Annotated in this window: 25 protein-coding genes; 12 read left to right on the top strand and 13 right to left on the bottom strand. The window is 68.2% G+C overall.

Translation table 11 applies throughout. The features are described 5' to 3' along the window. Positions 1-41: 41 nt before the first annotated feature. Positions 42-1,130: a helix-turn-helix domain-containing protein gene (locus tag IE266_RS20670; protein ID WP_189682029.1), complete on the bottom strand. Its 1,089-nt coding sequence runs from the start codon at positions 1,128-1,130 to the stop codon at positions 42-44. Between the two features lie 356 nt (positions 1,131-1,486). Here IE266_RS20670 and IE266_RS20665 point away from each other — a divergent pair, with 356 nt between their 5' ends. The 3 genes from IE266_RS20665 to IE266_RS20655 are packed head-to-tail and all read left to right on the top strand — an operon-like array spanning position 1,487 to position 4,125. Beyond that, positions 1,487-2,182, top strand: coding sequence for a metal-dependent hydrolase (locus IE266_RS20665; RefSeq protein WP_189682028.1), 696 nt, complete (start codon positions 1,487-1,489; stop codon positions 2,180-2,182). Positions 2,183-2,188: 6 nt separating this feature from the next. After that, entirely contained in the window at positions 2,189-3,154 is a 966-nt protein-coding gene (locus tag IE266_RS20660; RefSeq protein WP_189682027.1) for an adenylate/guanylate cyclase domain-containing protein, read from the top strand. Between the two features lie 5 nt (positions 3,155-3,159). Continuing rightward, the gene (locus IE266_RS20655) at positions 3,160-4,125 is read left to right on the top strand and encodes a nuclear transport factor 2 family protein (protein ID WP_189682026.1); all 966 of its coding nucleotides are present in this window, start codon (positions 3,160-3,162) and stop codon (positions 4,123-4,125) included. 3 nt (positions 4,126-4,128) lie between these two features. Here the strand turns inward: IE266_RS20655 and IE266_RS20650 are convergent, their stop codons facing one another. Together IE266_RS20650 and IE266_RS20645 are read right to left on the bottom strand one after the other, a co-directional pair. Beyond that, positions 4,129-4,449 (bottom strand): ATP-dependent Clp protease adaptor ClpS, encoded by a 321-nt coding sequence (locus IE266_RS20650; protein WP_189682025.1) that lies wholly within the window; start codon positions 4,447-4,449, stop codon positions 4,129-4,131. A 65-nt stretch (positions 4,450-4,514) separates the two neighbouring features. Further along, complete coding sequence (locus IE266_RS20645) at positions 4,515-4,964, bottom strand: nucleoside deaminase (protein ID WP_189682024.1); 450 nt, start codon at positions 4,962-4,964, stop codon at positions 4,515-4,517. A 148-nt stretch (positions 4,965-5,112) separates the two neighbouring features. On the opposite strand from IE266_RS20645, the gene IE266_RS20640 reads away from it, so the two are divergent. The 7 genes from IE266_RS20640 to IE266_RS20610 all read left to right on the top strand — a co-directional run bounded on the left by IE266_RS20640 (position 5,113) and on the right by IE266_RS20610 (position 13,040). Then, entirely contained in the window at positions 5,113-6,735 is a 1,623-nt protein-coding gene (locus IE266_RS20640; RefSeq protein WP_189682023.1) for a pseudouridine synthase, read from the top strand. Between the two features lie 171 nt (positions 6,736-6,906). Next, the gene (locus IE266_RS20635) at positions 6,907-7,782 is read left to right on the top strand and encodes a 5-bromo-4-chloroindolyl phosphate hydrolysis family protein (RefSeq protein ID WP_189682022.1); all 876 of its coding nucleotides are present in this window, start codon (positions 6,907-6,909) and stop codon (positions 7,780-7,782) included. 123 nt (positions 7,783-7,905) lie between these two features. After that, positions 7,906-9,096, top strand: a complete 1,191-nt coding sequence (locus tag IE266_RS20630) for a toxic anion resistance protein (protein ID WP_189682021.1) — start codon at positions 7,906-7,908, stop codon at positions 9,094-9,096. Positions 9,097-9,226: 130 nt separating this feature from the next. Next, on the top strand, positions 9,227-10,144 hold the full coding sequence (locus IE266_RS20625; RefSeq protein ID WP_189682020.1) for a DUF2927 domain-containing protein: 918 nt from the start codon (positions 9,227-9,229) through the stop codon (positions 10,142-10,144). Positions 10,145-10,174: 30 nt separating this feature from the next. Next, on the top strand, positions 10,175-11,326 hold the full coding sequence (locus tag IE266_RS20620; protein WP_189682019.1) for an SPFH domain-containing protein: 1,152 nt from the start codon (positions 10,175-10,177) through the stop codon (positions 11,324-11,326). A 64-nt stretch (positions 11,327-11,390) separates the two neighbouring features. Beyond that, positions 11,391-11,876, top strand: a complete 486-nt coding sequence (locus IE266_RS20615; protein ID WP_189682018.1) for a cytochrome b — start codon at positions 11,391-11,393, stop codon at positions 11,874-11,876. Between the two features lie 63 nt (positions 11,877-11,939). Next, positions 11,940-13,040, top strand: coding sequence for a TFIIB-type zinc ribbon-containing protein (locus tag IE266_RS20610; RefSeq protein WP_189682017.1), 1,101 nt, complete (start codon positions 11,940-11,942; stop codon positions 13,038-13,040). Between the two features lie 21 nt (positions 13,041-13,061). Here IE266_RS20610 and IE266_RS20605 read toward each other — a convergent pair whose 3' ends face one another. The 6 genes from IE266_RS20605 to msrB all read right to left on the bottom strand — a co-directional run bounded on the left by IE266_RS20605 (position 13,062) and on the right by msrB (position 17,850). Next, the gene (locus IE266_RS20605) at positions 13,062-13,496 is read right to left on the bottom strand and encodes a DsrE family protein (RefSeq protein ID WP_189682016.1); all 435 of its coding nucleotides are present in this window, start codon (positions 13,494-13,496) and stop codon (positions 13,062-13,064) included. Between the two features lie 85 nt (positions 13,497-13,581). Continuing rightward, positions 13,582-14,994 (bottom strand): FAD-binding oxidoreductase, encoded by a 1,413-nt coding sequence (locus tag IE266_RS20600; protein ID WP_189682015.1) that lies wholly within the window; start codon positions 14,992-14,994, stop codon positions 13,582-13,584. 43 nt (positions 14,995-15,037) lie between these two features. Beyond that, on the bottom strand, positions 15,038-15,871 hold the full coding sequence (locus tag IE266_RS20595) for an MBL fold metallo-hydrolase (protein WP_189682014.1): 834 nt from the start codon (positions 15,869-15,871) through the stop codon (positions 15,038-15,040). Positions 15,872-15,933: 62 nt separating this feature from the next. Continuing rightward, the gene (locus IE266_RS20590) at positions 15,934-16,719 is read right to left on the bottom strand and encodes an inositol monophosphatase family protein (RefSeq protein WP_189682013.1); all 786 of its coding nucleotides are present in this window, start codon (positions 16,717-16,719) and stop codon (positions 15,934-15,936) included. Between the two features lie 181 nt (positions 16,720-16,900). Further along, positions 16,901-17,410 carry a peptide-methionine (S)-S-oxide reductase MsrA gene (gene msrA, locus IE266_RS20585; RefSeq protein ID WP_189682012.1) on the bottom strand — a complete coding sequence of 170 codons (510 nt, stop codon included), beginning with the start codon at positions 17,408-17,410 and terminating at the stop codon, positions 16,901-16,903. After that, complete coding sequence (msrB, locus tag IE266_RS20580) at positions 17,407-17,850, bottom strand: peptide-methionine (R)-S-oxide reductase MsrB (protein ID WP_189682011.1); 444 nt, start codon at positions 17,848-17,850, stop codon at positions 17,407-17,409. Before msrB ends, msrA begins: the two co-directional genes overlap by 4 nt. Before the next feature lie 146 nt (positions 17,851-17,996). On the opposite strand from msrB, the gene IE266_RS20575 reads away from it, so the two are divergent. Continuing rightward, complete coding sequence (locus tag IE266_RS20575) at positions 17,997-18,515, top strand: glutathione peroxidase (RefSeq protein ID WP_189682010.1); 519 nt, start codon at positions 17,997-17,999, stop codon at positions 18,513-18,515. 6 nt (positions 18,516-18,521) lie between these two features. On the opposite strand, the gene IE266_RS20570 is transcribed toward IE266_RS20575, so the two are convergent. Then, positions 18,522-19,397, bottom strand: a complete 876-nt coding sequence (locus IE266_RS20570; protein ID WP_189682009.1) for a DMT family transporter — start codon at positions 19,395-19,397, stop codon at positions 18,522-18,524. A 152-nt stretch (positions 19,398-19,549) separates the two neighbouring features. Between IE266_RS20570 and IE266_RS20565 the strand changes: the two genes are divergently transcribed. Next, positions 19,550-20,944, top strand: a complete 1,395-nt coding sequence (locus tag IE266_RS20565) for an alpha/beta fold hydrolase (protein ID WP_189682008.1) — start codon at positions 19,550-19,552, stop codon at positions 20,942-20,944. 128 nt (positions 20,945-21,072) lie between these two features. Here the strand turns inward: IE266_RS20565 and IE266_RS20560 are convergent, their stop codons facing one another. The 3 genes from IE266_RS20560 to ade form a co-directional block, all read right to left on the bottom strand. Then, complete coding sequence (locus IE266_RS20560; RefSeq protein ID WP_189682007.1) at positions 21,073-21,360, bottom strand: HU family DNA-binding protein; 288 nt, start codon at positions 21,358-21,360, stop codon at positions 21,073-21,075. 130 nt (positions 21,361-21,490) lie between these two features. After that, positions 21,491-22,954 carry an AMP nucleosidase gene (locus tag IE266_RS20555; protein ID WP_189682006.1) on the bottom strand — a complete coding sequence of 488 codons (1,464 nt, stop codon included), beginning with the start codon at positions 22,952-22,954 and terminating at the stop codon, positions 21,491-21,493. Beyond that, positions 22,951-24,753: an adenine deaminase gene (gene ade, locus IE266_RS20550; RefSeq protein WP_189682005.1), complete on the bottom strand. Its 1,803-nt coding sequence runs from the start codon at positions 24,751-24,753 to the stop codon at positions 22,951-22,953. Before ade ends, IE266_RS20555 begins: the two co-directional genes overlap by 4 nt. Between the last annotated feature and the right edge of the window lie 47 nt (positions 24,754-24,800).

Below are 24,800 nucleotides of genomic sequence, written 5' to 3'. Positions count from 1 at the left end.
GTAGCGCATTTGCCCCGCGCCGATACCGTCCCGCTGCCGCCTCAGAGCAGCAGCAGGAAGGGGTGGTCGATCCGGTTCTGACGGTAGAGCGCCTCGCGGATGCGGTCGCGGGCGACGTCCATGCGCATGTAGCGCACCAGCCGCTCCATCACCGGCCAGAAGGCGCCGTAGTCGCGCGCCAGCTTGCGCACGAGGAAGCGCGCCTTGTAGTCCTCGACCGCCACCTCGGCGAGACGGGCCCAGGGCACGGTCAGCAGGACGGCGAAGAAATCGGCCTCGAGTTCGAGCGAATCCGCGCTGTCGTAACCGCCGACCGCCACGGCCTCGCGCGCGTCGCCCATCGCGCGGGCGGCGAGGGCATGCGGCGCCATGTGGCCGTCGGGCTGGGCCGCGATATGGCCGCCGTGCAGGACGTGGTGGGCATAGTCGTGCAGCAGGACGTGGTTGCCGGCCACCCGGCTGCCGGTGGCGCAATCAGACCAGAAGGCGGTCTCGACGAAGAGCGTATGGCCCTTGCCGCCGCGCGCGATGACCGCGCTGGCCTCGGGCGCGAAGAGCGGCATTTCCGTCAGCAGCTCGATGTCGAGGCGCGGGTCCTCCTCGAACTCCACCTCGAGGAAGGCGGTGGCCGAGAGGCGGTCCTCGGGGCGGGCATGGCGGTTGCGGATCTCCTCGGAGAGCAGCACCAGCTCGGCCAGGCGCGCGGGCGAGAGGCGCGGATGGCCCCTGACCGGCGCGACGGGCGCGTCGGGCATCTTTGCGGTGTCGCGGTGGCGGCTGCCACGCGACTTGGCGGCGATCTCCTCGGCGATGATACGGTTGATCTGGGCCTTTACCGCGTCCGAGAGGTCGCCGCCGTGGCGCGCCAGCAGCGCCATCAGCCGGTCGTCGCCCATGTAGCGGCGCGTCTCGGTGCGGCGGCGGTTCGATTCCGCCGCGGCCTCGGCCAGGGCGCGGGCCGGCTCGGAGCCGGGCTGCAGGCCCAGGACGCGGGCATATTGCCCGACGATGGCGCGGGTGCAGGGGGCGCGCATCTGTTCCAGCTCGTCGACATCCTCGACGCTCAGACCGATCAGCGCGGCGAATTCCTCGTTGGTGAGCCCAAGGTGCCCACGCAGTTCGGAGGCCATTTTACCAAAAGTTGACAACACGAAACCAATCCTTCGAACCGGGGCGGATTGTTTTCCGCTCCCCCGCCCCTTCAGTTCGTGCCTGTATCGCGCCTCGTTACGCGGATGCCTTCCGCCTGATGTTTCCCAGGCTTGAAAGCGCAGGAAATAAAGGGTCCTGCCGGGTTCTCGCCGTCTCTTTTCAGATCCGTTCCAAACCCTGAATATAAGGGTAAGTCATGGTAAATGGCCTAGCAACAGATTCCGCCACCTTTTCGCCACGTTTGCGCGGCAGCCGCGCCGCGCGGGCCGATCCACACGGTGGAATTTCCGGCCACCGGTGCTAGTCTGGTTTCCAGTTAATCTGGGAGAACGACATGAAGATCATCTGGCTGGGCCACGGCAGCTTCCGCTTCGAATCCGCGGGAACCGCGATCCTGATCGACCCCTGGCTGACCGGAAACCCGGTGCTGCCGGCCGAGCGCCACGACGAGGCGGTCGAGGGCGCCAGCGCGATCCTGATGACCCACGCGCATTTCGACCATTCGGTGGATGTGGTGGCGCTGGCCAAGCGGCTCGACGTGCCGGTGATCGGGCAATACGACGTCATGTCCTGGTGGGCCGAGACGCAGGGCATCAAGACCATCGGCATGAACAAGGGCGGCACGGTCGACGTGGCGCCGGGTTTCCGCGCCAGCATGGTCAAGGCCGAGCATTCCTCGACCTTCGGCTCGGCCGAGGGGCCGAAGGCGGCGGGGTCCGAGGTTGGCTTCATGATCCACGCCGAGGGCAAGACGGTCTATCACAGCGGCGATACCGACATCATGGCGGACATGGCCTGGTTCGGCGAATACTACAAACCCGAGATCGGCATCCTCAGCGCCGGCGGCCATTTCACCATGGACATGAAGGCGGCGGCCTGGGCGGCCAGGAAATACTTCAACTTCAAGACCGTGATCCCCGGCCACTACAAGACCTTCCCGCTGCTCGAACAGTCGGCCCAGGCGCTGAAGGACGGGCTGCCCGGCGTCAACGTGGTGGAACCGAAGCTGATGGAGGCAATCGAGGTCTGATGCACCGTGGCTGAACCCGCGCGCCGTTCCCCGGAACTGGAAGCGATCACGCAGCGCTGGATGGGCGCGCTGCTGGCCTCGCGCGGCGAAACCATGGTCAACCTGCTCGCCCCGGCCGATCCGCTGGTCTTCTGCGGCACGGCCGAGGGCGAGTTCTTCGTCGGCGACGATTTCCGCGCGACCTATCTCGCCCATCTCAAGGAGATCCCGCCGGGTCGGATGATCGACTCGCGCGTCGAGGCCTGGGAGCGGGGCGAGACCGGCTGGGCCTATTGGCATGGCACCTTGGAGTTCACCACCACCCAACGGCCGATCCCCACGCGGGTCACGCTGATCTTCGCGATGTATGACGGGATCTGGCGGGTGGAGCATATCCACAACTCCTTCCCGGTCGCCAACCAGGAGGCGCTGGGATACGAACACACCGCCCATGACGCCCTGCTGGAAGCCGCGCGCAAGCTCGACCCGCAGGTCGGGTCGAGCGGTTCGGCCACGGTGATGTTCACCGATATCGCCGACAGTTCGGCGATTGCCGAGGCAGTGGGCGATGCGCGCTGGAGCAAGGTGGTGCAGGCGCATGTCGAGATGGTGCGCCAGGAGCTGGAAGCGCACGGCGGGCGGCTCATCAAGTCGCTGGGCGATGGCACCATGTCGACCTTCGCCTCGGCCGGGCAGGCGATGCTGGCCGCGCTCGACATCCAGGCGGCGCTGGACGGACAGGCCGAGGAGCCGCGCCTGCGGGTGCGGATCGGGCTGCATACCGGCGACGTGGTGCAGGCGGGCGACGATTTCTTCGGCACGGTGGTCAACAAGGCCGCGCGCATCGCCGCCTTTGCCCGTCCGGGCGAGATCCTGGTGTCGGAGGCGACCCGCATCATGGTGGGCGGCGCGTCCGAATTCCATTTCACCGATGCATCGAGAGTTGCACTGAAGGGGCTGGAGGGCGATCATCTGGTCTACAGGCTGGAGTGACGTCGATGATCCGCGCATCGCCCGAACTGGTCGCCGTGGCCCGCCGCTGGCACTTCGCGCTGCGGGACAAGGACGAGCCCGCGCTGCTGAACCTGATGACCGAGAACGAGGCGCTGCGCTATATCGGCACCGCCGACGGCGAGATCTGGTCGGGCGCGATGCTGCGCAAGGGGCTGGGCGCCCATGCCCGCGAGATCCCCGACTATGACTTCCGCGAGATGAGCCTGGAGGCTTTCGAGAACGGCGATACCGGCTGGGCGCTGTTCACCGGCGAAACCACCTATGCCACCGGCGGCGCGCCGTCGTTCCACCGCTATTCCTTCGTCTTCGTGCTCGAAAGCGGGGCCTGGAAGGTGGTGCAGGTGCATGGCTCGAACACCGTCTCGAACGTGGCGAAGATGGGGATCGAGCATACCGCGCTCGACGCGCTGGTGGCCGCCGCCAAGGCGGGTTTCACCGGAAAGGGCACCGCCGGGACCACCTCGGTCATGTTCACCGATATCGCCGGGTCGTCGGCGCTGGCGCAGGTGGTGGGCGATACTGCCTGGGCCGACCTCGCCCGCCGGCACCTGGCCCGCGTGACCGATACGGTCGAGGCGCACGGCGGGCGGCTCATCAAGTCGCTGGGCGATGGCACCATGTCGACCTTCCCCTCGGCCGGGCAGGCGATGCTGGCCGCGCTCGACATCCAGGCGGCGCTAGACGGACAGGCCGAGGAGCCGCGCCTGCGGGTGCGGATCGGGCTGCACACCGGCGACGTGGTGCAGGCGGGCGACGATTTCTTCGGCACGGTGGTCAACAAGGCCGCCCGCATCGCGGCCCTTGCCGGGCCCGGCGAGATCCGGGTCTCGGACGCCACGCGGATCATGGTGGGCAGCCTCGCCGGGCTGGTCTTTTCCGACCCGGCGCGGGTGGCGCTGAAGGGGCTGGAGGGCGACCACCTGGTCTATCGGCTGGAGCGGGGTGGCTGAGGATCAGTCCTCGCGCTCGGTGGTGAAGGCGAGCGGATAGCCCTTGCGCTGGCCCGCCTCGGTGCCCTGCCTGGCCTTCAAGTCCGCCACCTCGCGGGTGAAGACCGCCACCACGCAGGCGCCGCGCCGGTGTGCGGTCAGCATCACGCCCAGCGCCTCGGCCTCGGTCATGCGGAAGACGCCCATCAGCACGCTCACCACGAATTCGCGCGGGGTATAGTCGTCGTTCAGCAGGATGACCTTGTAGAGATGCGGCCGCTCGGGCCGCGCCTCGACCTCTGGCGCGGGGGTCTGGACCTTTGGAGGGGCGGTGGTCTCGCTCATCGGGCGCTCCGGGGCGGCCTGCGCGAGGATAGCGCAGAGCGGGTCCTGCGGCCAGTGCGGGCGACCTATCGGCGGTTGGCGAAGAAGTCCCTGAGCAATTCCGAGGCGGCCTCGTCGGCAATGCCGTCGATCACCTCGGGCACGTGATGGGCCTGCGGGTGGGTGAAAACGCGCGCGCCATGGGCCACCCCGCCCGACTTCGGGTCGGCCGCGCCGTAGCAGACCCGCGCGAGGCGGGCGTTGGCGATGGCGGCGGCGCACATGGCGCAGGGTTCCAGCGTGACCCAGAGCGTGTAGCCCGGCAGCCGCTCCGACCCGGCGGCGGCGCAGGCCTCGCGCAGGGCGAGGATCTCGGCATGGGCCGTCGGGTCGCAGAGTTCGCGGGTGCGGTTCCCCGCCGCCGCGACCACCCGGCCATCTGGCGCCACCAGCACGGCGCCCACCGGCACCTCGCCGCGCAGGGCGGCGGCCCGCGCCTCGTTCAGCGCCTGATCCATGTGGGACGTGAAGGTCATGACGCACCCTTTACCGCAGCGCCGCCCCGGCGCAAGCCGCAGGGCGGAAAGCGCGGTGGATGACGTGCCGTTCCGGCCGCAATAATTCGCTCTTCGCCCCTGCGAGTCAGCTTTCTTTCCTGCGGCATTTGCTCTACGGGTCGCGCGCATGAGCACCCCCACCTCCCCCGGCGATCGCATCGCCAAGATCCTGGCCCGCGCCGGCATCGCATCGCGCCGTGATGCGGAACGCATGGTTGCCGAAGGCCGCATCACCGTGAACGGCGTCGTGATCGACAGCCCGGCCCTCAACGTGACCAAGTCCGACACCGTGCTGGTCGACGGCAAGCCGCTGCCGACGCCCGAACCGGCGCGGCTCTGGCTCTATCACAAGCCGCCGGGGCTGGTGACGACCGAGCGCGACGAACTGGGCCGCGCGACCATCTTCGACAACCTGCCCGAGGACATGCCACGGGTGATGAGCATCGGCCGGCTCGACCTCAACTCCGAGGGGCTGCTGCTGCTGACCAACGACGGCGCGCTCAAGCGCCGGCTGGAGTTGCCCTCGACCGGCTGGCTGCGCCGCTATCGCGTGCGCATCAACGGGCGGCCGACCGACGCGGACTTCGAGCCGCTGCGCCAGGGGCTGACCATCGGCGATGAGACCTTCCTGCCGATGATCGTGTCGCTCGACCGCCAGCAGGGGGCGAACGCCTGGCTGACCGTCGGCCTGCGCGAAGGCAAGAACCGCGAGATCCGGCGGTCGATGGAAGACCTCGGCTTCAGCGTGAACCGGCTGATCCGGCTGTCCTATGGCCCGTTCCAGTTGGGCCAGCTGCAACCCGGCGAGGTCGAAGAGGTGCGCCGCAAGGTGCTGCGCGACCAGCTGGGTGAGGCCGCGGTGGTGGTGGTGAAGCCCTCGAAGAAGGAAGGCTTTGGCCCCCGCCGGGCCGATCTCGGCCCCAAGGCTCCGGTGACGGAAGAGGCCGAGGCCCCGGTGCGCAAGCGTTTCGACAAGAACGCCCCCCGCCCGGCGCGCGAAGAGGGCGCCAAGTCCTTCCGCAAGGGCCCGCCTCGCGATGGCGACCGCCCGGCGCGTTCGGGCGACGACAAGCCGCGCTACCCGCGCCGCGATGACGATGGCGCCAAGTCCTTCCGCAAGGGCCCGCCGCGTGACGGCGACCGACCGGCGCGTTCCGGTAACGACAAGCCGCGCTATCCGCGCCGCGATGACGATGGCGCCAAGCCCTTCCGCAAGGGACCGCCGCGTGATGGCGACCGGCCAGCGCGTTCCGGTGACGACAAGCCGCGCTATCCGCGCCGGGATGACGACGGGGCCAAGCCCTTCCGCAAGGGACCGCCGCGTGACGGTGCCAAGCCAGCGCGTTCCGGTGACGACAAGCCGCGCTATCCGCGTCGGGATGACGACGGCGCCAAGCCCTTCCGCAAGGGACCGCCGCGTGACGGTGCCAAGCCAGCGCGTTCCGGTGACGACAAGCCGCGATACCCGCGTCGGGATGACGACGGGGCCAAGTCCTTCCGCAAGGGACCGCCGCGTGACGGCGACCGACCGGCGCGTTCGGGCGACGACAAGCCGCGCTATCCGCGCCGCGATGACGACGGGGCGAAACCCTTCCGCAAGGGCCCGCCGCGCGACGGCGCCAGGCCCGCGCGCTCGGGCGGATCTGGCAAACCCGCCCCCAAGCCCGGCCCGAAACCGGGTGGCGGCAAGCCGCGCGGGCCTTCCGCGCCTCGCGCGCCGGGTGGCAAAGGCCGGCCCAGCTCGCGCTAAAGAGGTTCTTCCCCCTAGCGCCGGACCGATGCATCGCTTAGGTTTCGAGGCATGGGTTCGGTGATGCGGGGAAGTGCCTTGTCTGGCAGTGGTTTGCAGAAACTCGCCTTCGTGGCGCTCTTTGTCCTGATGCTGGGCGTGACCACCGGCTGGCTCGGAGGTCTCTGAGCGATGGCCCAGCGTTTTGGCGGCAAGCACAGCCCCGGCGGACCCGCCGGACCGGCTGCCGAGAGCTATCACGGCGCCCGTGTCGAGCCGGCGGGGCTGCGCGCGAACCTGATGTTCCTGCCCCCGGTGATCCTCGCGGCGCTGTCCTTCGGCGGGGGCGCCTCGGGGCTGGTGCTGGGACTGGGCGGGGCCGCCGTGCTGGTTCTCGGCGCCTGGCTGCTGCGCAACGGGTTGCGCGCCGAGGCGGAGTTCAATGCCCGCAAGGTCGCCCGCCGCCCGGCGATGCCGCGCAAGCTGGCGGCTGCCGCGCTCAGCGGGATCGGCATTGCCATCGCCGCCTATGCCAATGAACCGGGACTTGTCGCGCCGGTGCTGTTCGGGCTGGTGGCGGCGGCACTGCATGTCGCGGCCTTTGGCATCGACCCGATGAAGGACAAGGGCATGGAGGGCATCGACACCTTCCAGCAGGACCGTGTCGCCCGCGCGGTGACCGAGGCCGAGGCCTATCTCAAGGCGATGACCGACGCGATCCTGCGCGCCGGGGACCGCAAGATCGAAGCCCGCGTCGCCCGTTTCCAGACGGCCGCGCGCGAGTTGTTCCGCAGGGTCGAGGAGGATCCGCGCGACCTGACCGGGGCGCGCAAGTATCTGACCGTCTACCTGATGGGCGCGCGTGATGCGACGGTGAAGTTCGCCGACATCTATGCCCGCACCCCCGACCCGCAGGCGCGGGCGGATTTCGAGGCGCTGCTGGACGATCTGGAACAGAACTTCGCGGCGCAGAAGACGAAGATGCTGCTCGACGACAAGACCGATCTCGACGTCGAGATCGAGGTGCTGCGCGACCGGCTGCAACGCGAAGGCGTGGCGCGGCGATGAGCGCGCGCGAAACATTTCACGGATTGGCGCGTTCCCGTGGGCACCGCAGCCCAAGGCCCGTGCCGCTGATGGCACCGACCTGCTTCCTTCCAAAGCCCCCTTTCACAACCGAGGAATTTCCCGATGTCTGAAACCGTGCGCCACAAGGCCGAACAGTCCCAGGATATCGTCGCCGAGGTGACGGCCATCGCCCTGCCCGAGCCCAAGGCCGAGATCGTGCCGCTGGCCGAGGCGTCGCAGCCGCTGGGGGACGAGATCCGCCGCCGCATGGGCGAGATCGACATGGGCGACACCAATTCCATCGTCTCCTTCGGCTCGGGCGCGCAGGCCGAGCTGCAGGAGATCAGCCAGGCCATGCTGCAGGACGTGCGCAACAAGGACGTCGGCCCGGCCGGTGACTCGCTGCGCAACATCGTCACCACCATCCGCGGCTTCTCGGTCAGCGAGTTGGACGTGCGCCGCGAGCGCAGCTTCTGGGAAAAGCTGCTGGGCCGCGCCGCGCCTTTCGCCAAGTTCACTGCCCGCTTCGAAGAGGTGCAGAGCCAGATCGACCGGGTGACCGACGACCTGCTGGGCCACGAGCACAAGCTGCTGAAGGACATCAAGTCGCTCGACCTGCTCTACGAGAAGACGCTGAACTTCTACGACGAGCTGGCGCTCTACATCGCCGCCGGCGAGGCCAAGATCGAGGAGCTGGACAAGACCGACATCCCGGCGCGCGAGGCGGCGGTGCAGGCCGCGCCCGAGGGCGACCAGGTGATGAAGGCGCAGGAGCTGCGCGACCTGCGCGCCGCGCGCGACGACCTGGAGCGCCGGGTGCATGACCTCAAGCTGACGCGGCAGGTGACGATGCAGTCGCTGCCCTCGATCCGGCTGGTGCAGGAGAACGACAAGAGCCTCGTCACCAAGATCAACTCGACGCTGGTGAACACCGTGCCGCTCTGGGAGACGCAGCTGGCGCAGGCCGTCACTATGCAGCGCAGCGCCGAGGCGGCTGCGGCGGTGCGCGACGCCAACGACCTGACCAACGAGCTGCTGACCAAGAACGCCGAGAACCTGCGGCAGTCCAACAAGATGATCCGCACCGAGATGGAGCGCGGCGTCTTCGACATCGAGGCGGTGAAGAAGGCCAATGCCGACCTGATCGGCACGATCCAGGACAGCCTCCAGATCGCCGACGAGGGCAAGGCGCGCCGCGCGGCCGCCGAGGAGGAGCTCAAGAAGATGGAAGCCGAGCTGCGCGAGACGCTGGCCGCCGCCCGCGCCCGCCGCGACGGGCTGGGCGATACCGCCTCGGGCGCGGTTCCGCGCTAGGCTTGAAGGAGAACGGGGTGCCGGTTTCGACGTGCCATGCCACGCGGCAGAGCGGGAGGAGCCAGCCCCTTCCCGCAACGCGCCCTGTTGCGGTGACGTACCGCACGCGGACCGGGGGACGGGCCGACCGATGAAGCGCTTTGCCCTGGCGTTGCTCCTGGCGGGAATGGCCCTGGCCTCCTGCACCGATCCCCTGCCCCGTGCCGGCTCGGCCCCGCCGACACGGCCGGTGCAGCCGCATGTCACCGAGCCCGAACCTTCGGCCGCAAGCGCCGAACTGGCCGCCTATTACCGCCGGCTGGAAAGCGACCAGGTGGCGCGCGGGCTGATGCGCACCGATGGCGGCGGGCCGGATACGCCCTTCACCGCGGACGACCTCGTCCGTGACTTCGAGACGCTGGTCTTCAGCGACGAATACCAGCGCGGTGCCGGCTCGGGCGGGCGGCTGAACCGCTGGGCCGCGCCGGTGCGCCTCGGGCTGGAATTCGGCCCCTCGGTATCCGAGGCGCGGCGCAAGCAGGACCGCAGCGCGATCTCGGCCTATGCCAGCCGGCTGGCGCGGGTGACGAGACATCCGGTCAGCACGGTCGAGCGTGGCGCGAATTTCCACGTCCTGATCGTTGGCGAGGACGACAAGGCCTTTGTCGCGCAGCGCGCCCGCGAGCTGCTGCCGCAGCTGACCCGCGCCGATACCGCGCTGCTGATGGACCTGCCGCGCCAGTATTACTGCCTGGTGCTGAGCGTGCCGAACCCAGGCACCTTCACCCATTCCGCCGCCATCGCGCTGATCCGCGACGAACACGCCGGCCTGATGCGCGAGAGCTGCATCCACGAGGAGATCGCCCAGGGCCTGGGCGTGCCCAACGACAGCCCGCGCGCCCGCCCGTCGATCTTCAACGACGACGACGAATTCGCGCTGCTGACGGCGCATGACGAGATGATCCTGAAGATGCTGTATGATCCCCGCCTGAAACCGGGTATGACGGCAGAACAGGCCCGCCCCATTGCGCAGACCATCGCGCAGGAGCTGATGGGCGGGTCGTCGTGATATTGTGTTGACCTGAAAAGGACCTGATTCATGGGCATTTTCGACTTCCTCAGCGGCGAATTCATCGACGTCATCCACTGGGTGGACGATACCCGCGACACCATGGTCTGGCGGTTCGAGCGGCATGGGCACGAGATCAAGTATGGCGCCAAGCTGACGGTGCGCGAGGGGCAGGCGGCGGTGTTCATCCACGAGGGCCAGCTGGCCGACGTGTTCACGCCGGGTCTCTACATGCTCGAGACCAACAACATGCCGATCATGACGACGCTCCAGCACTGGGACCACGGCTTCAAGTCGCCGTTCAAGTCGGAGATCTATTTCGTCAACACCACCCGGTTCAACGACCTCAAATGGGGCACCAAGAACCCGATCATCGCGCGCGACCCGGAATTCGGGCCGGTGCGGCTGCGCGCCTTCGGGACCTATTCGATGCGGGTGACCGATCCCGGCCGTTTCATGACCGAGATCGTCGGCACCGATGGCGAATTCACCTCGGACGAGATCAGCTTCCAGATCCGCAACATCATCGTGCAGGAGTTCAGCCGCGTGGTGGCCGGGTCGGGCATCCCGGTGCTCGACATGGCGGCCAATACCGCCGATCTGGGCAAGATCATCGCCAAGGCGATTTCCGAGACGATCGCGGGCTATGGCATGACCATCCCCGAGCTCTACATCGAGAACATCTCGCTGCCTCCCGCCGTCGAGGCGGCGCTGGACAAGCGGACCTCGATGGGGCTGGTGGGCGACCTCGGCAAGTATACCCAGTTCTCGGCGGCCGAGGCGCTGACGGCGGCTGCGGCCAATCCGAGCGGTGGCGGCATGGCCGCGGGTCTCGGTGCCGGGATGGGCATGGCGATGGGCGCGCAGATGGCGCAGCAGGGCCCCTGGGGCGCGGCCCCCGCGGCGCAGCCCGGTCCCTGGGGGCAGGCCCCGGCCCATTCGGCGCCCCCGGCCCCGCCCCCGCCGCCGGTCGAGCATGTCTGGCACATCGCCGAGAACGGCCAGACCAGCGGCCCCTTCTCCAAGGCCTCGCTGGGGCGCATGGTCACGGATGGCAAGCTGACGCGCGAGAGCATGGTCTGGACCGCCGGGCAGGACGGCTGGAAGCGCGCCGGAGACGTGACCGAACTGGCACAGCTCTTCACCATCATGCCGCCGCCTCCGCCGCCGCCGGCCCCGTAAGGCGACGGAAAGAATCGGCTCCTACGTAGCAAGGACATGTCCCGGTTTCGCAAAGGATGACCCGATGAGCACCGCAGTTGCCTATTCCCGCCTGCAGATCTCGCTGCATTGGCTGATCGCCATACTGATCACCGCCGCCTGGTTCATCAGCGACGGCATGGGCCGCGCGCTGCGCCAGCGGCTCGAGGCCGGCGAGACGGGGTTTACCGGCAATACCGTGCACGTCTGGATCGGCAGCGCGGTCTTCGCGCTGATCCTGCTGCGTATCCTGGTGCGCGCGCTGCAGGGCGCTCCGATCCCCATGCAAAGCTCGCCCCTGCTCGAGGCGGCGGCGCTCTGGGGGCACCGGCTGCTCTATGCGCTGATGATCGCGGTGCCGGGCCTGGGCGCGCTGACCTGGTATGCCGGCGTGGGCGAGGCCGGCGACGTGCATGCCGTGGCGGCAAACGCGCTGCTGATCGTCGCCCTGGGCCATGCCGCGGTGGCGATCTGGCACCAGCTGGTGCGGCGCGACGGCACGCTGACGCGGATGACCCGCCCGCGCGCCTGATCCGGGTTGCCGCCGCCGCGCCAGCCTCTATCCTTGGGAGAACAGGCAAGACGCAGGCAGGCGATGGACGACAGAAGCACTCCGACCGAGGAACACCGGTTTCCCTGCGACCAATGCGGCGCGGACATGCGGTTCGAACCGGCCGAGGGCGTGCTGAAATGCGACCATTGCGGCAATGTCGAGCCGATGGGCGGCACGGCCCGCCCCCCGGCGCTCAAGGAGCTCGACTTCGAGGCGGCCATGGCGCGCCGCCTGCCCGAGGCCGAGACCGAGGTGACGCGGGTCGTCTCCTGCCCCAACTGCGGCGCGCAGTTCGAGTTCGACCCCGCCGTACATGCCGCCGAATGCCCCTTCTGCGCCACCCCGGTGGTGACCGATACCGGCGAGAGCCGGCATCTCAAACCCAAGGGCGTGATGCCCTTCGCGGTGGACGAACGCAGCGCGCACAAGGCGATGACCGACTGGCTGGGCCGCCTCTGGTTCGCGCCGAACGGACTGCAGGAATACGCCCGCAAGGGCCGCAGGATGACCGGCATCTACGTGCCCTACTGGACCTTCGACGCCGACACCAAGTCAGCCTATTCGGGCGAGCGCGGGACGATCTACTACGAGACGGTCACCGTGGTGCGTGACGGCAAGCGGGTGCAGCAGCAAGTTGCCAAGATCCGCTGGACCCCGGTGCGCGGCCGGGTGGCGCGGTTCTTCGACGACGTGCTGGTGCTGGCCTCGAAGAGCCTGCCGCGCAAGTATACCGAGGCGCTGGAGCCATGGGACCTCTCGGCCCTTGTCCCCTACCAGCCGCAGTTCCTCGCCGGGTTCCGGGCCGAGGCCTATACCGTGACGCTTGAGGAAGGCCACCAGGACGCCCGGGCCCAGATGGCGCGGGTGATCGAGCGCGACGTGCGCTTCGACATCGGCGGCGACCAGCAGCGCATCCACAACATCGACACCGACGTGCGCGACGTGACCTTCAAGCACATCCTGCTGCCGGTCTGGCTGGCGGCCTACAAATACCGCGACAAGACCTACCGCTTTGTCGTCAACGGCCAGTCGGGGCGGGTGCAGGGCGAGCGGCCCTATTCGGCGATCAAGATCGCCATTGCCGTCATTCTCGGGCTGATCGTTGCCGCCGGTATCGGCTACCTGGCGGCGCAGCAGCAATAGGCCACGCCGCCCGCGCCCCGTTCAGGGACGCACGTAGGCGTAGCCGGCTTCCTGCAGTTCGACCAGACGCACCACGCCCGAGGGCACCACTTGCGCCTCGGACATCAGCGGCACGTCGCCGCCGGCCTTCTTCTTCATCGCGGCCAGCGTGTTGCCGCAGGCGGCGAAGACGACGTTGTCATGTTCCAGGCTCATCGCGCTGATGCGGTCCTTGACCGGGCTCTTGTCGGCCACCAGCATGTTCAGGCCGGGCCCGTAGGTGACCACCTCGATCTCGACGGTGTCGCCCTTCTCCTTGTAATAGGCGATCACGTTCTGGACGTTGTTCAGCGCCATGTTCATCACCGCGGGGTCGTTCTCGTCGACGTGAACGGCAATCTTGTGCATCGCGCCCTCGGCCAGGGCCGAGGTGGCAAGCGCGAGGCCGATGGCCGCGGCGGCCAGAAATTGCTTCATTTGTGATTTCCTCCCTGATGCCGGCGGGACGACAGGCCCGCCAGTCAGGCAATTGATACACAAATTCGCATTTGTGCGAATGTTTTTATCGCAGCACCGCGCCGGGGTTCATGATGCCCAGCGGATCGAGCGCCGCCTTGATCGCGCGCATCGCCGCCAGCCGGGCCGGATCGCCGTAGCGTTCCAGCTCGCCGACCTTGGCGCGGCCCACGCCGTGCTCGGCGCTGAACGAGCCGCCGAAGCCGACCACCATGTCGTAGATCGCCTGCCGGGCGGCTTCCTTGACGTTGGCGTATTCGGCGCGGGTGCGGCCCTTCTGCGGGAAGATGTTGTAATGCAGGTTGCCGTCGCCGAGGTGGCCGAAGCAGTTGATGCGGAAATCGCCGTGGCGGGCGATCTCGGCCGGGGCGGTGGCCAGGAACTCGGGCAGTGCACCCAGCGGCAGCGAGATGTCGTGGCTCGACACCGCGCCGATCTTGCGGTTCGCCTCGGGCAGGTGTTCGCGCACGGTCCAGAAGTCCTGCGCCTGCGCCTCGTTCTGTGCGATCAGCCCGTCATAAGCCAGGTCGCGCTCCATCGCCGCCTCGAAGAGATCGGCCAGCGCCTGCTGCGGGTCCAGCCCGCGGGCCAGGCCGACGTCGATCAGCACGCACCATTCCGGCGGCTCGGACCAGGGCTGGCGGATCTGCGGCAGCACCTCGGCCTGGAAGTCGAGGCCCTGGCGGTGGATCAGCTCGAAGGCGCTGACCCCCTCGCCCAGATGGTCGCGCGCCAGCGCGAGCATGTCGAGCGCGGCGCGCGGCGAGGCCACGGCGATCAGCGCCGTGCCGCGCCCAGCCGGCACCGGCGAGAGCTTGAGCGTCGCGGCGGTGATGACGCCCAGCGTGCCCTCGGCGCCGATCAGCAGGTTCTTGAGGTCATAGCCGGTGTTGTCCTTCCGGAGCCTGGTCAGCCCATGCCAGATGCTGCCGTCCGGCAGCACCGCCTCGAGCCCGAGGCAGAGGTCGCGGGTATTGCCATAGCGCAGCACGTTCACCCCGCCGGCATTGGTGCCCAGGTTGCCGCCGATCCGGCACGAACCCTCGGCGGCGAGCGAGAGCGGGAACAGCCGGTTCGCCTCGCGCGCGGCGGCCTGCACGTCGGCGAGGATGGCCCCAGCCTCGGCGATCAGCACGTTTTCCTCCGGGTAGACTGCCCGGATCGCCGCCATCCGTTCGAGCGAGAGCACCATCGGCGCGGGGCCGTCGGGCATCACCTGCCCACCCACCAGCCCGGTACCGCCGCCGTAGGGAATCACCCCGACCCGCGCCTCGCCCGCCGCGCGGATCAGCACGGCGACCTCCTCGGTGGTCTTCGGCACCGCGACCACCCCGGCCCGGCCATGGGCGATGTCGCGGGGATCCTCGAGATAGCGCGGCTCGACCGCGCGGATGCGATCCGCGGGGAGCAGGCTGCGAAGGTGGTCGGCGAAACGGGTGTCGGCGGGATTGAGGCTCATGCGCAATCCATGCCCATTCGCGGCCCATCGTGCAAGGCGCGGCTTAGGGCTCGATCAGGTAGCGCGGCATCAGCGTCAGCACCGTGGGCCGCGTCGGCAGCGTGCGCAGCGAGACCTCGATCGAGGACTCCTCGGTGCGCACCACCTCGAAATCGGGCGAGATGCCGGCGAGGAATTCGTCCAGCGCCATGCCCGAGAACCAGTGCATCGGAATCACCAGCGACGACTTCAGCCGCTTGAGCACCGCGATCATGTCGGCCAGCGGCAGGGTGTTGCCGCCATCGACCGGGGCCATCACCACGTCGAGTCGCCCCAACGCCGCGAACTGGTCGTCGGTCGGGACGTGGTGCAGGTGGCCGAGATGGCCGATGCAGAGGCCCGCAACCTCGAAGACGAAGATCGAATTGCCGTTGGTCTCGACCCCGCCCCAGCGCGAGCGGATATCGGTCGAGACGTTGCGCACCAGCATCTCGCCGAGGTCGAGATGGTGCTGCACCCCGAGACCGAAATCGCCCCAGCCTTCGAGCACATGGGGAATTGCCGGGTCGGGGGCGGTGGTCCAGTGGGTCTCGTGGGCGTGGTTCATCGTCACCACGTCGGGGATCAGCGGCACGGTGCCGATGAAGCCGGTGTAGTCGGTGACCGCGTTCAGCCCGCCGTGGGTCTGGATCAGGAAGCTGGCGTGGGCGATGTAGCTGATGCGCACCGTGTCGGCGGGCACGGCATCGCTCCAGGAGGCTTTCTGGATGTATTCGAGGCCCGGCGCGGCATCGGCGATGGCGATGCAATGGCTCGGCTGGCGGGTCTGCACCTGAGCCTGCGCCGAGAGCGCGGCGGGCAGGCAGGACAGGAGGGCGAGGAGAAACAGGCGGAACATGCGCCCGAGATTACCCGGACGCCGCCGCCTGTCAGCCAAAATCTGCGTGATCGCCGGCGGCGTCAGCCGCGGATGATCTTGGCGAAATTGCCAAAGATCGCGCCGTTGCCGGCAACGATGTCGCCGTCTTCCAGCAGGTCGCGGCCCACCGTGATCGGCTCGGCGAAGCCACCGGCCTCGCGCAGGATGACGATGCCTGCGGCGATGTCCCAGGCGTTCAGCCCGCGTTCCCAGTAGCCGTCATAGCGCCCGGCCGCCACATAGGCGAGATCGAGCGCCGCCGAGCCCCAGCGCCGCACGCCCGCGCAGGTCGGCATCAGGCGCGCCAGGTCCTTGAGCGTCTCGGGCAGGTCGGGGCGGCCGCCGAAGGGCACGCCGGTTGCGAAGATGCACTCGATCATCCGGTTGCGCCCCGAGACGCGCAGGCGGGTGTCGTTCATCCAGGCGCCCTCGCCCTTCTCGGCGAAGAACATCTCGTCCTTGGCGGCGTCATAAACCACGCCGGCCACCACCTGGCCCTTGTGCTCGAGCGCGATGGAGACCGCCCAGTGCGGCAGGCCGTGCAGGAAGTTGGTGGTGCCGTCGAGCGGGTCGACGATCCAGCGGCGGGTCGGATCCTCGCCCTCGCCGGTGCCGGTTTCCTCGCCGAGCCAGCCATAGGAGGGGCGCGCGGCGGTCAGCTCGTCGCGGATGATCTTCTCGGCGGCGTGGTCCGCGCGGCTGACGAAGTCGCCCGGCCCCTTCATCGAGACCTGCAGGTTCTCGACCTCGCGGAAATCCTTGACCAGGGAACGGCCCGCCTTGCGCGCGGCCTTGATCATGATGTTGAGGTTTGCACTGCCGACCATGTCGCGTCCCTTCGCTGCGGATCAGTGCGCGCGTATACGCGCCACAGCCGTGCTTGCCAAGGCCCGCAACGCGGCGTTTCGGGGGCGCTGCCCCCGCCGCGCCTGCGGCGCGACTCCCCCGGAGATACTTTTGAAGAAGAGAAGCAGGGGTGTGGCGCCCTGCTTCCCGCGTTTCGCGGCCCTATTCCGCGGCGTCGCGCTTGGGCAGCACCCAGTCGGGGCGGACCCAGTGGCAGGTATAGCCGTGGGGAATGCGCTGGAGGTAGTCCTGGTGCTCGGGCTCGGCCTCCCAGAAATCGCCCACGGGCTCCACCTCGGTCACCACCCGGCGCGGCCAGAGGCCGGAGGCGTCGACATCGGCGATGGTGTCGAGCGCGACGGCCTTCTGCGCCTCGTCGACATAATAGATCGCCGAGCGGTAGGACAGGCCGACGTCGTTGCCCTGGCGGTTCAGCGTGGTCGGATCGTGGATCTGGAAGAAGAATTCCAGGATCTCGCGGTAGCTGATCCTGGCCGGGTCGAAGAGGATCTCTACCCCTTCGGCATGGGTGCCGTGGTTGCGATAGGTCGCGTTCGGCACGTCGCCGCCGGTATAGCCGACGCGGGTCTTCAGGATGCCGGGCTTGTGGCGCAGCAGTTCCTGCATCCCCCAGAAGCAGCCCCCGGCCAGCACGGCGCGTTCGGTTGTCATGCGATGTCCTCCACCTGGTCGATATAGTCGCCATAGCCCTCGGCCTCCATGTCGCGCAGGTGCACGAAGCGGAGCGAGGCCGAGTTGATGCAGTAGCGCAGCCCGCCACGGTCGCGCGGCCCGTCGGGGAAGACGTGGCCGAGATGGCTGTCGCCATGCTTCGAGCGCACCTCGGTGCGGATCATGCCGTGGGTGCGGTCCTCGAACTCCTCGACATTGGCGATCGGCCTGGTGAAGCTCGGCCAGCCGCAATGGCTTTCGAACTTGTCGGCCGAGGCGAAGAGCGGTTCGCCCGAGACGATGTCGACGTAGATGCCCGGTTCCTTGTTGTAGAGCAGCTTGCCGGTGCCGGGGCGTTCGGTGCCGCTCTGCTGCGTCACGTAGAACTCCTCGCGCGACAGCTGCGCGATGCGGGCCGGGTCCTTGGTATAGGTTTTCATGGTATCCTCATGTCCGAGCTCGTGGCCAGTATCTGGGGCCGCGCGGGGGGAAAGCAACGGTATATTACCACGGCTCGCGCGCTCGTGCAGGTGATCCGGAGCCGGGCGGCGCGCGTATGCCTTGCATAGGCGATGGAGGATAGATGATGCTGAGACATGTCCTGGCGCTCTGCCTGGTCCTGGCCGGATTGCCGGCACTGGCGGGTGTGGGCGGCACGTTCGCCTCGATCGACGGCGGCACGCTGTCGCTCGAGGCCTGGCGCGGGCGGCCGGTGCTGGTGGTCAATACCGCCTCGCAATGCGGGTTCACGCCGCAATATGCGGCCCTGCAGAAGGTGTTCGACACCTACAGCGCGCGCGGGCTGGTGGTGCTGGCGGTGCCCTCGGACGACTTCAACCAGGAGCTGGGCAGCGCCGCAGAGGTCAAGGCCTTCTGCGAGCTGAACTACGACCTGACCCTGCCGATGACCGATATCACCCATGTGCGCGGCCCGCAGGCGCATCCCTTCTTCAAGGCGGTGAAGGCCGAGACCGGCTTCGAGCCGGGCTGGAACTTCAACAAGATCCTGGTCGGGCCGGACGGGGCGGTGATGGGCACCTGGGGGTCGACCACGCGGCCCGATTCCAAGGCGATCCTGCAGGAGATCGAGCCGCTGCTGAAGTGAGGCGGCTCAGGCCTGTCGGCGGCGCTGGCGCGAGAGCTGCACCGCGAAGATGCCGGCCGTGACGATCAGCACGCCGACCACGTCGCGGGGCCCTAGGCTTTCGCCAAGCAGGGCCGAGGCGATGGCGACGCCGAAGACCGGGTTGAGGAAGTGGAAGGTGGCGGCGCGGGTCGCCCCGATCCGGTCGAGCAGCAGGAACCAGATGAAGGTGGCGGCCAGGCCGGGCACCAGCGTGGTATAGGCGAAGGCCAGCGCCAAGGGCCAGGTCGGGTTGACCCGGATGTCCTCGAAGGCCAGCGCGGCCAGGAAGAGGACCGCCGCTCCGACGAACATCTGCAGCCCGACCACCATCAGGAAATTGCCGCCCGAGGTGGCGCCGCGCACCGCCAGCGTGGCGAAGGTCAGCGCCAGCACGCCGATGCCGCAGAGCAGGACGCCGTGCAGGTCGACCCCGGCGCTGATCCGGCTCGACATGATGAGCCAGACGCCGCCGACCCCGGCCAGCAGCCCGATCACGCCCAGCGGGCGCAGCGACTCGCGGAAGATCAGCCAGCTCGCCAGCGCCACCAGCAGCGGCATGGTCGAGGCGATGATGGCGGCAAGGCTGGCCTCGACCGTCTGCATGGCGACGAAATTCAGCCCGAGGTAGAGCGCGTTCTGGCAGATGCCGAAGAGGATAGTCGCATACCATTGCTTCGGGGTCAGGCGCCAGCTCTGCCCCATCAGCCGGGCGATGGTGACGCCGATCAGCCCCGAGATCAGGAAGCGCGCCGCCAGCGAGAACAGCGGCGAGGCATCGGCGACGATGATCCGGGCCGAGGTGAAGGCCGAGGACCACATGAAGGCGAAGGCCAGCCCCATGAGGATTGCGCGCATGTCCATCTGGCTGGTTCTTCCCCCCTTGGCGCCCGGTGGGCGCGGCGCGACCTTTCCCGATTTGACCGGGGAAGGCAAGGCTGGGGAAAGCCTGTTCGGGGCGCTTTGTTTTTGCCGGATCTTTGGTAGAGTCGGGGCGGGTCGCCAAGGGGTGCGGGATGGAAAGACGCCTCGCTGCCGTGCTGGTTTCGGACATGTCCGACTATTCCCGGCTGATGGGAATGGACGAGCTTGGCGTGCTCTCGCGCCAGAAGCTGCACCGGCGCGAGCTGATCGACCCGGCGATCACCAGCCACCGGGGCCGCATCGTCAAGACCACCGGCGACGGGCTGCTGGCCGAGTTCGCCTCGGCGCAGGACGCGGTGCGCTGCGCCATGGACATCCAGCACGAGATGCCCCTGCGCGAGGCCGAGAGCGACCCCGACCAGCGCATCCGCTACCGGATCGGGATCAACATGGGGGACCTGATCTTTGACGAGAACGACATGTTCGGCGATGCGGTGAACGTGGCGGCGCGGCTCGAAGGGCTGGCCGAGCCGGGCGGGCTCTGCATCTCGGATATCGTGCACCAGACGGTGCAGGACCGCTTCGACCAGCCCTTCCGCGACATGGGGCGGCAGCGGGTGAAGAACATCACGCGGCCGGTGCGGGTCTGGCAGTGGACCCCGGCGGCGCGGGTGGAACCCGAAGTGGTGGGCACCGCGCTGCAGCAGGAGGTGCAGTTCTGCACCTCGGCCGATGGCACCCATGTCGCCTGGGCGGCGATCGGCAAGGGGCCGCCGGTGCTGCGCGCGCCGCATTGGCTCAACCACCTGGAATACGAGCTGCAGAGCCCGCTGTTCGGCCCCTTCCTCGACCGTCTGGCCGCAGATCACCGGCTGGTGCGCTTCGACCAGCGCGGCAACGGGCTGTCGGACTGGGACGTCGAGCGGATCTCCATCGACGCGATGATCGAGGACATGGAGGCGGTGGTGGCGGCCTCGGGGCTGAAACGCTTTGCCCTGCTGGGAATCAGCCAGGGCGGCGCCTTCGCGGTGAAATATGCGCAGAAGCACCCCGAGCAGGTGGCCTGCCTGATCCTCTTCGGCGGCTACCTGCGGGGCCGGCTGCGGCGCAACGACCCGGAAGAGGAGAAGATGTATCACGCCGCCCAGGTGATGATCCGCGACGGCTGGGGATCGAACCTGCCGGTCTTCCGCAACTTCTTCACCGCGACCTTCGTGCCCGACGCCCCGCGCGAGATCCAGAGCAGCTTCGACGAGGTGCAGCGCGTCTCGATCAATGCCGGGAATGCCGAACGGATCTACGAGATGAATTCATCCGCCGATACCCAGGCCGAGGCCGTGGCGCTGAACGTGCCGACGCTGGTGCTGCATATCTCGGGCGACCAGGCGGTGCCGATCGCCGAGGGCCGCCGGGCCGCCCGCACGATCCCCGGCGCGCGCTTTGTCGAACTGCCGGGAGGCAACCACGTGGTGGTCGAGGGCCAGCCCTGCTTCCGCCAGTTCTTCGAGGCCGTGGAGCCCTTCATCCGCCAGCACATGCCCGAGTAGGCCGGGCTACCGCCGGCCCGTGGGGTGGCGCGGGGATATTTCGAACCCACAAAGCCCCCACCGCCCGCGCAAAAGAAAAGGGCCGCCCAGAGGAGCGGCCCGAAGATGATCGTCGCGAAAGCGCGAGATCAGCCGTTGACGCTGTCCTTGAGCGCCTTGGCGATGGTCATCTTCACGACCTTGTCGGCTTCCTTGGTGAAGGACTCGCCGGTGGCCGGGTTGCGAACGGTGCGCTCGGGGCGCTCGCGGCAGTAGATCTTGCCGACGCCGGGCAGCGTGACCGAGCCGCCTGCGGCGACTTCACGGGTGATCAGCGCGCAAACTGCGTCCAGTGCCCCGCCGGCGGTTTTCTTGTCGGAACCCATTTCGTCAGCCAGTGCGGCGACGAGCTGGGACTTGGTCATTGCTTTTGCCATTTTTGTTCTCCTTCAACTGCCCGCTCTATAGGGCCTCGTCCGCGCACTTTAGCGGGATGTTGTGGGAAAACACAACGACTAGTGGAAAAAGCCAAGCCCAAATCCGCCTGTTTTTCGCGTTTTTTTGGGCTTAAAGGAACGCCGTCTCGTCGAAAGAGCGCAATTTCCGGCTGTGCATCCGCTCCAGCGGCATGGTGCGCAGGCGTTCCATCGCCCTTATACCGATCTTGAGGTGGCGCGAAACCTGTGTCGTGTAGAATTCCGAGGCCATCCCGGGCAGCTTCAATTCGCCGTGCAGCGGCTTGTCCGAGACGCAGAGCAGCGTGCCATAGGGCACCCGGAAGCGATAGCCGTTGGCGGCGATGGTGGCGCTCTCCATGTCGAGCGCGATGGCGCGGGACTGGTTCAGCCGCTGCACCGGGCCGGACTGGTCGCGCAGCTCCCAGTTGCGGTTGTCGATGGTGGCCACGGTGCCGGTGCGCATGATCCGCTTGAGTTCGTAATCCTCCAGCCCCGTCACCTCCTCAACCGCCTCCTCCAGCGCGATCTGGATCTCGGCCAGCGCCGGGATCGGCGTCCAGACCGGCAGGTCGTCGTCGAGCACGTGGTCCTCGCGCAGGTAGGCATGGGCCAGCACGAAATCGCCCAGCGCCTGGGTGTTCCGGAGCCCGGCGCAATGGCCGACCATCAGCCAGGCGTGCGGGCGCAGCACCGCGATATGGTCGGTTGCGGTCTTGGCGTTCGAGGGGCCGACACCGATGTTGACCAAGGTGATGCCGGAACCATCGGCCCGCTTGAGGTGATAGGTCGGCATCTGCGGCAGCCGCAGCGGCGCGTCGAGCGGCGCGTCGGCCGTGGTGATCTCGGCATTCCCGGCGCTGACAAAGGCGGTATAGCCGCTCTCGGCATCGGCCAGTTGCGCCCGTGCGAAGGCCTCGAACTCGGTCACGTAGAACTGGTAGTTGGTGAACAGGACGTGGTTCTGGAAGTGGCTGGCATCGGTCGCCGTGTAATGGCTGAGGCGCGCCAGCGAATAGTCGATGCGCTGCGCGGTGAAGAGCGCGAGCGGGCCGATGCCGTCCGCAGGCACATGGGTGCCGTTGACGATGTCGTCGTTGGTGGTGGCGAGATCGGGCACATCGAAGATGTCGCGCAGGGTCAGGCCCGCCGCGCCCTCCTGCGGCACCGTCAGCTCGGGCTTGGTCGCCACCGCGAAATGCACCGGGATCGGGGTCTGCGACGGCCCGATGGTGACCGGCTGGCCGTGGTTGCGGATCAGCAGGCCGATCTGCTGGATCAGGTAGTTGCGGAACAGGTCGGGCCGGGTGATCGTGGTCGAATAGGTGCCCGGCAGCGCGACATGTCCGAAGGAGAGGCGCGAGTCGATGCGGGCATAACTCGTCGTGGTAAGCCGGATCTCGGGGTAGAAGGCGCGGATCCGACAACCGGGCGCGCCCGACTTCATCACCTGCATGAAGTGGCCGCAGAGGAACTCGGTCGCCTCGGTGTAAAGCTCCTGCAGCCGGTCCACCGCGGCGGTGGCATCGGTGAAGCTCTCGTCCCGGAAGCTGTCGGGCGTCTCGATGCGGCTCATGATGCGGGTTCCAGCAAGGGGATCAGCTCGAAGCTGCGCACATCGACCAGCCCGAGGTCGGAAAGGCGCAATTCGGGGATCACCACCAGCGCCAGCAGCGAGTGCTGCATATAGGCGTTGTTCAGGGTGCAGCCGCAGGCCTGCATCGCCTCGACCATCTGCATCGCCCTGGCCGAGACCTCCTGAGCGGGGCTGTCGGACATCAGCCCGGCGATGGGCAGCTCGACCAGCGCCAGCTCCTGCCCGTCGCGCCAGATGGTGATGCCGCCGCCGACCTCGGCGAGACGGTTGGCCGCCAGCGCCATCTGTTCCCGGTCGGTGCCGACCACGATCATGTGGTGGCTGTCATGCGCCACGGTCGAAGCCATCGCCATGCGGCCCTGGTAGCCAAAGCCCGAGACGAAGGCATTGACCACGCCGCCGGTGGCACGGTGACGTTCGACCAGCGCGATCTGGCAGACCGCGCCCTCGCCCTCGACCAGCCCGTCGCGCACCGGCAGATCGGCCTTGAGCGCCCTGGTCGGGGCCTGGTTCTCGACCACGCCGATCACATTGGCGCGGGCGGTATTGGCCCCGGCGGGGGCGGCGATCTCGAAGTCGCGGGCGCTCAACTCATGGCCCAGGTGCACGGTATTGCGCGCGCCGTCGGGCCAGTCGTAATGCGGGCAGTCGGCCAGGCACTGGCCGTCCTTCGCAACCACCTGACCCCGCGCGATCACCAGTTCGATCGGCAGCGTCACCAGGTCCGAGGACAGGATCACGTCGGCGCGGCGGCCGGGAGCGATCGAACCGATCTCGCGCTCCAGCCCGAAATGCGTGGCGGTGTTGATCGTCGCCATCTGCAAGGCGACCAGCGGGTCGCAGCCGCAGGCAATGGCGTGGCGCACCACGCGGTTCATGTGGCCCTCGTGGACCAGCGTGCCGGAATGGCAGTCGTCGGTGCAGAGGATGAAGTTCCGCGGGTCGAGGCCCTTTTCCGTCACCGCCGTGATCTGGCTTTCGACGTCGTACCAGGCACTGCCCAGGCGCATCATCGACCGCATCCCGAGCCGCGCGCGGGTCATGGCGTCGGCCTCGGAGGTGCCTTCATGATCGTCCGCCGGACCGCCGGCGACATAGGCCGCGAAGGCGGGGCCAAGGTCGGGCGAGGCGTAATGGCCACCCACCGTCTTGCCGGCGCGCTGGGTGGCGGCGATCTCGGCCAGCATCTTGGGGTCGGCGTTGGTGACACCGGGGAAATTCATCATCTCGCCCAGCCCGATGATCCCCGGCCAGGTCATCGCCTCGGCGACATCCTCGGGGGTGATCTCGTAACCGGTGGTCTCCAGCCCCGGCGCGGAAGGCGCGCAGGAAGGCATCTGGGTGAAGATGTTGACCGCCTGCATGAGCGCCTCGTCATGCATCATCCGCACGCCGTCCAGCCCCAGCACATTGGCGATCTCATGCGGGTCGGTGAACATGCTGGTGGTGCCATGCGGGATCACCGCGCGGGCAAATTCGGCGGGGGTGAGCATCCCCGACTCGACGTGCATATGCGCATCGCAGAGGCCGGGGAGCATGTAGCGGCCCTTGGCCTCGATGATCTCGGTATCGGGGCCGGTGCAATAGCTGGCATCGGGCACCACGCAGGCGATGCGGCCCTCGGCGATGGCGATGTCATATCCGGGCAGGCATTCGCGGGTCTGGACGTTGACCCAGATGCCGCCCTTGATCACGGTATCGGCGGGGCTGCGTCCGGCGGCGACGGCGATCAGGCGGGGGGCCACGTCGGGCCAGCTTGGGAAGGGCTTGGTGTTCATGTTTCAATTGTGCTGAATGGCGGGGGCGGCGCAAGGGGCGGCAGAGT

The organism is Seohaeicola zhoushanensis, from assembly GCF_014656415.1.
GTDB lineage: Bacteria > Pseudomonadota > Alphaproteobacteria > Rhodobacterales > Rhodobacteraceae > Seohaeicola_A > Seohaeicola_A zhoushanensis.
Note: the sequence above shows the minus strand (reverse complement) of the source record. Positions and strands in the feature narration are given on the sequence as shown.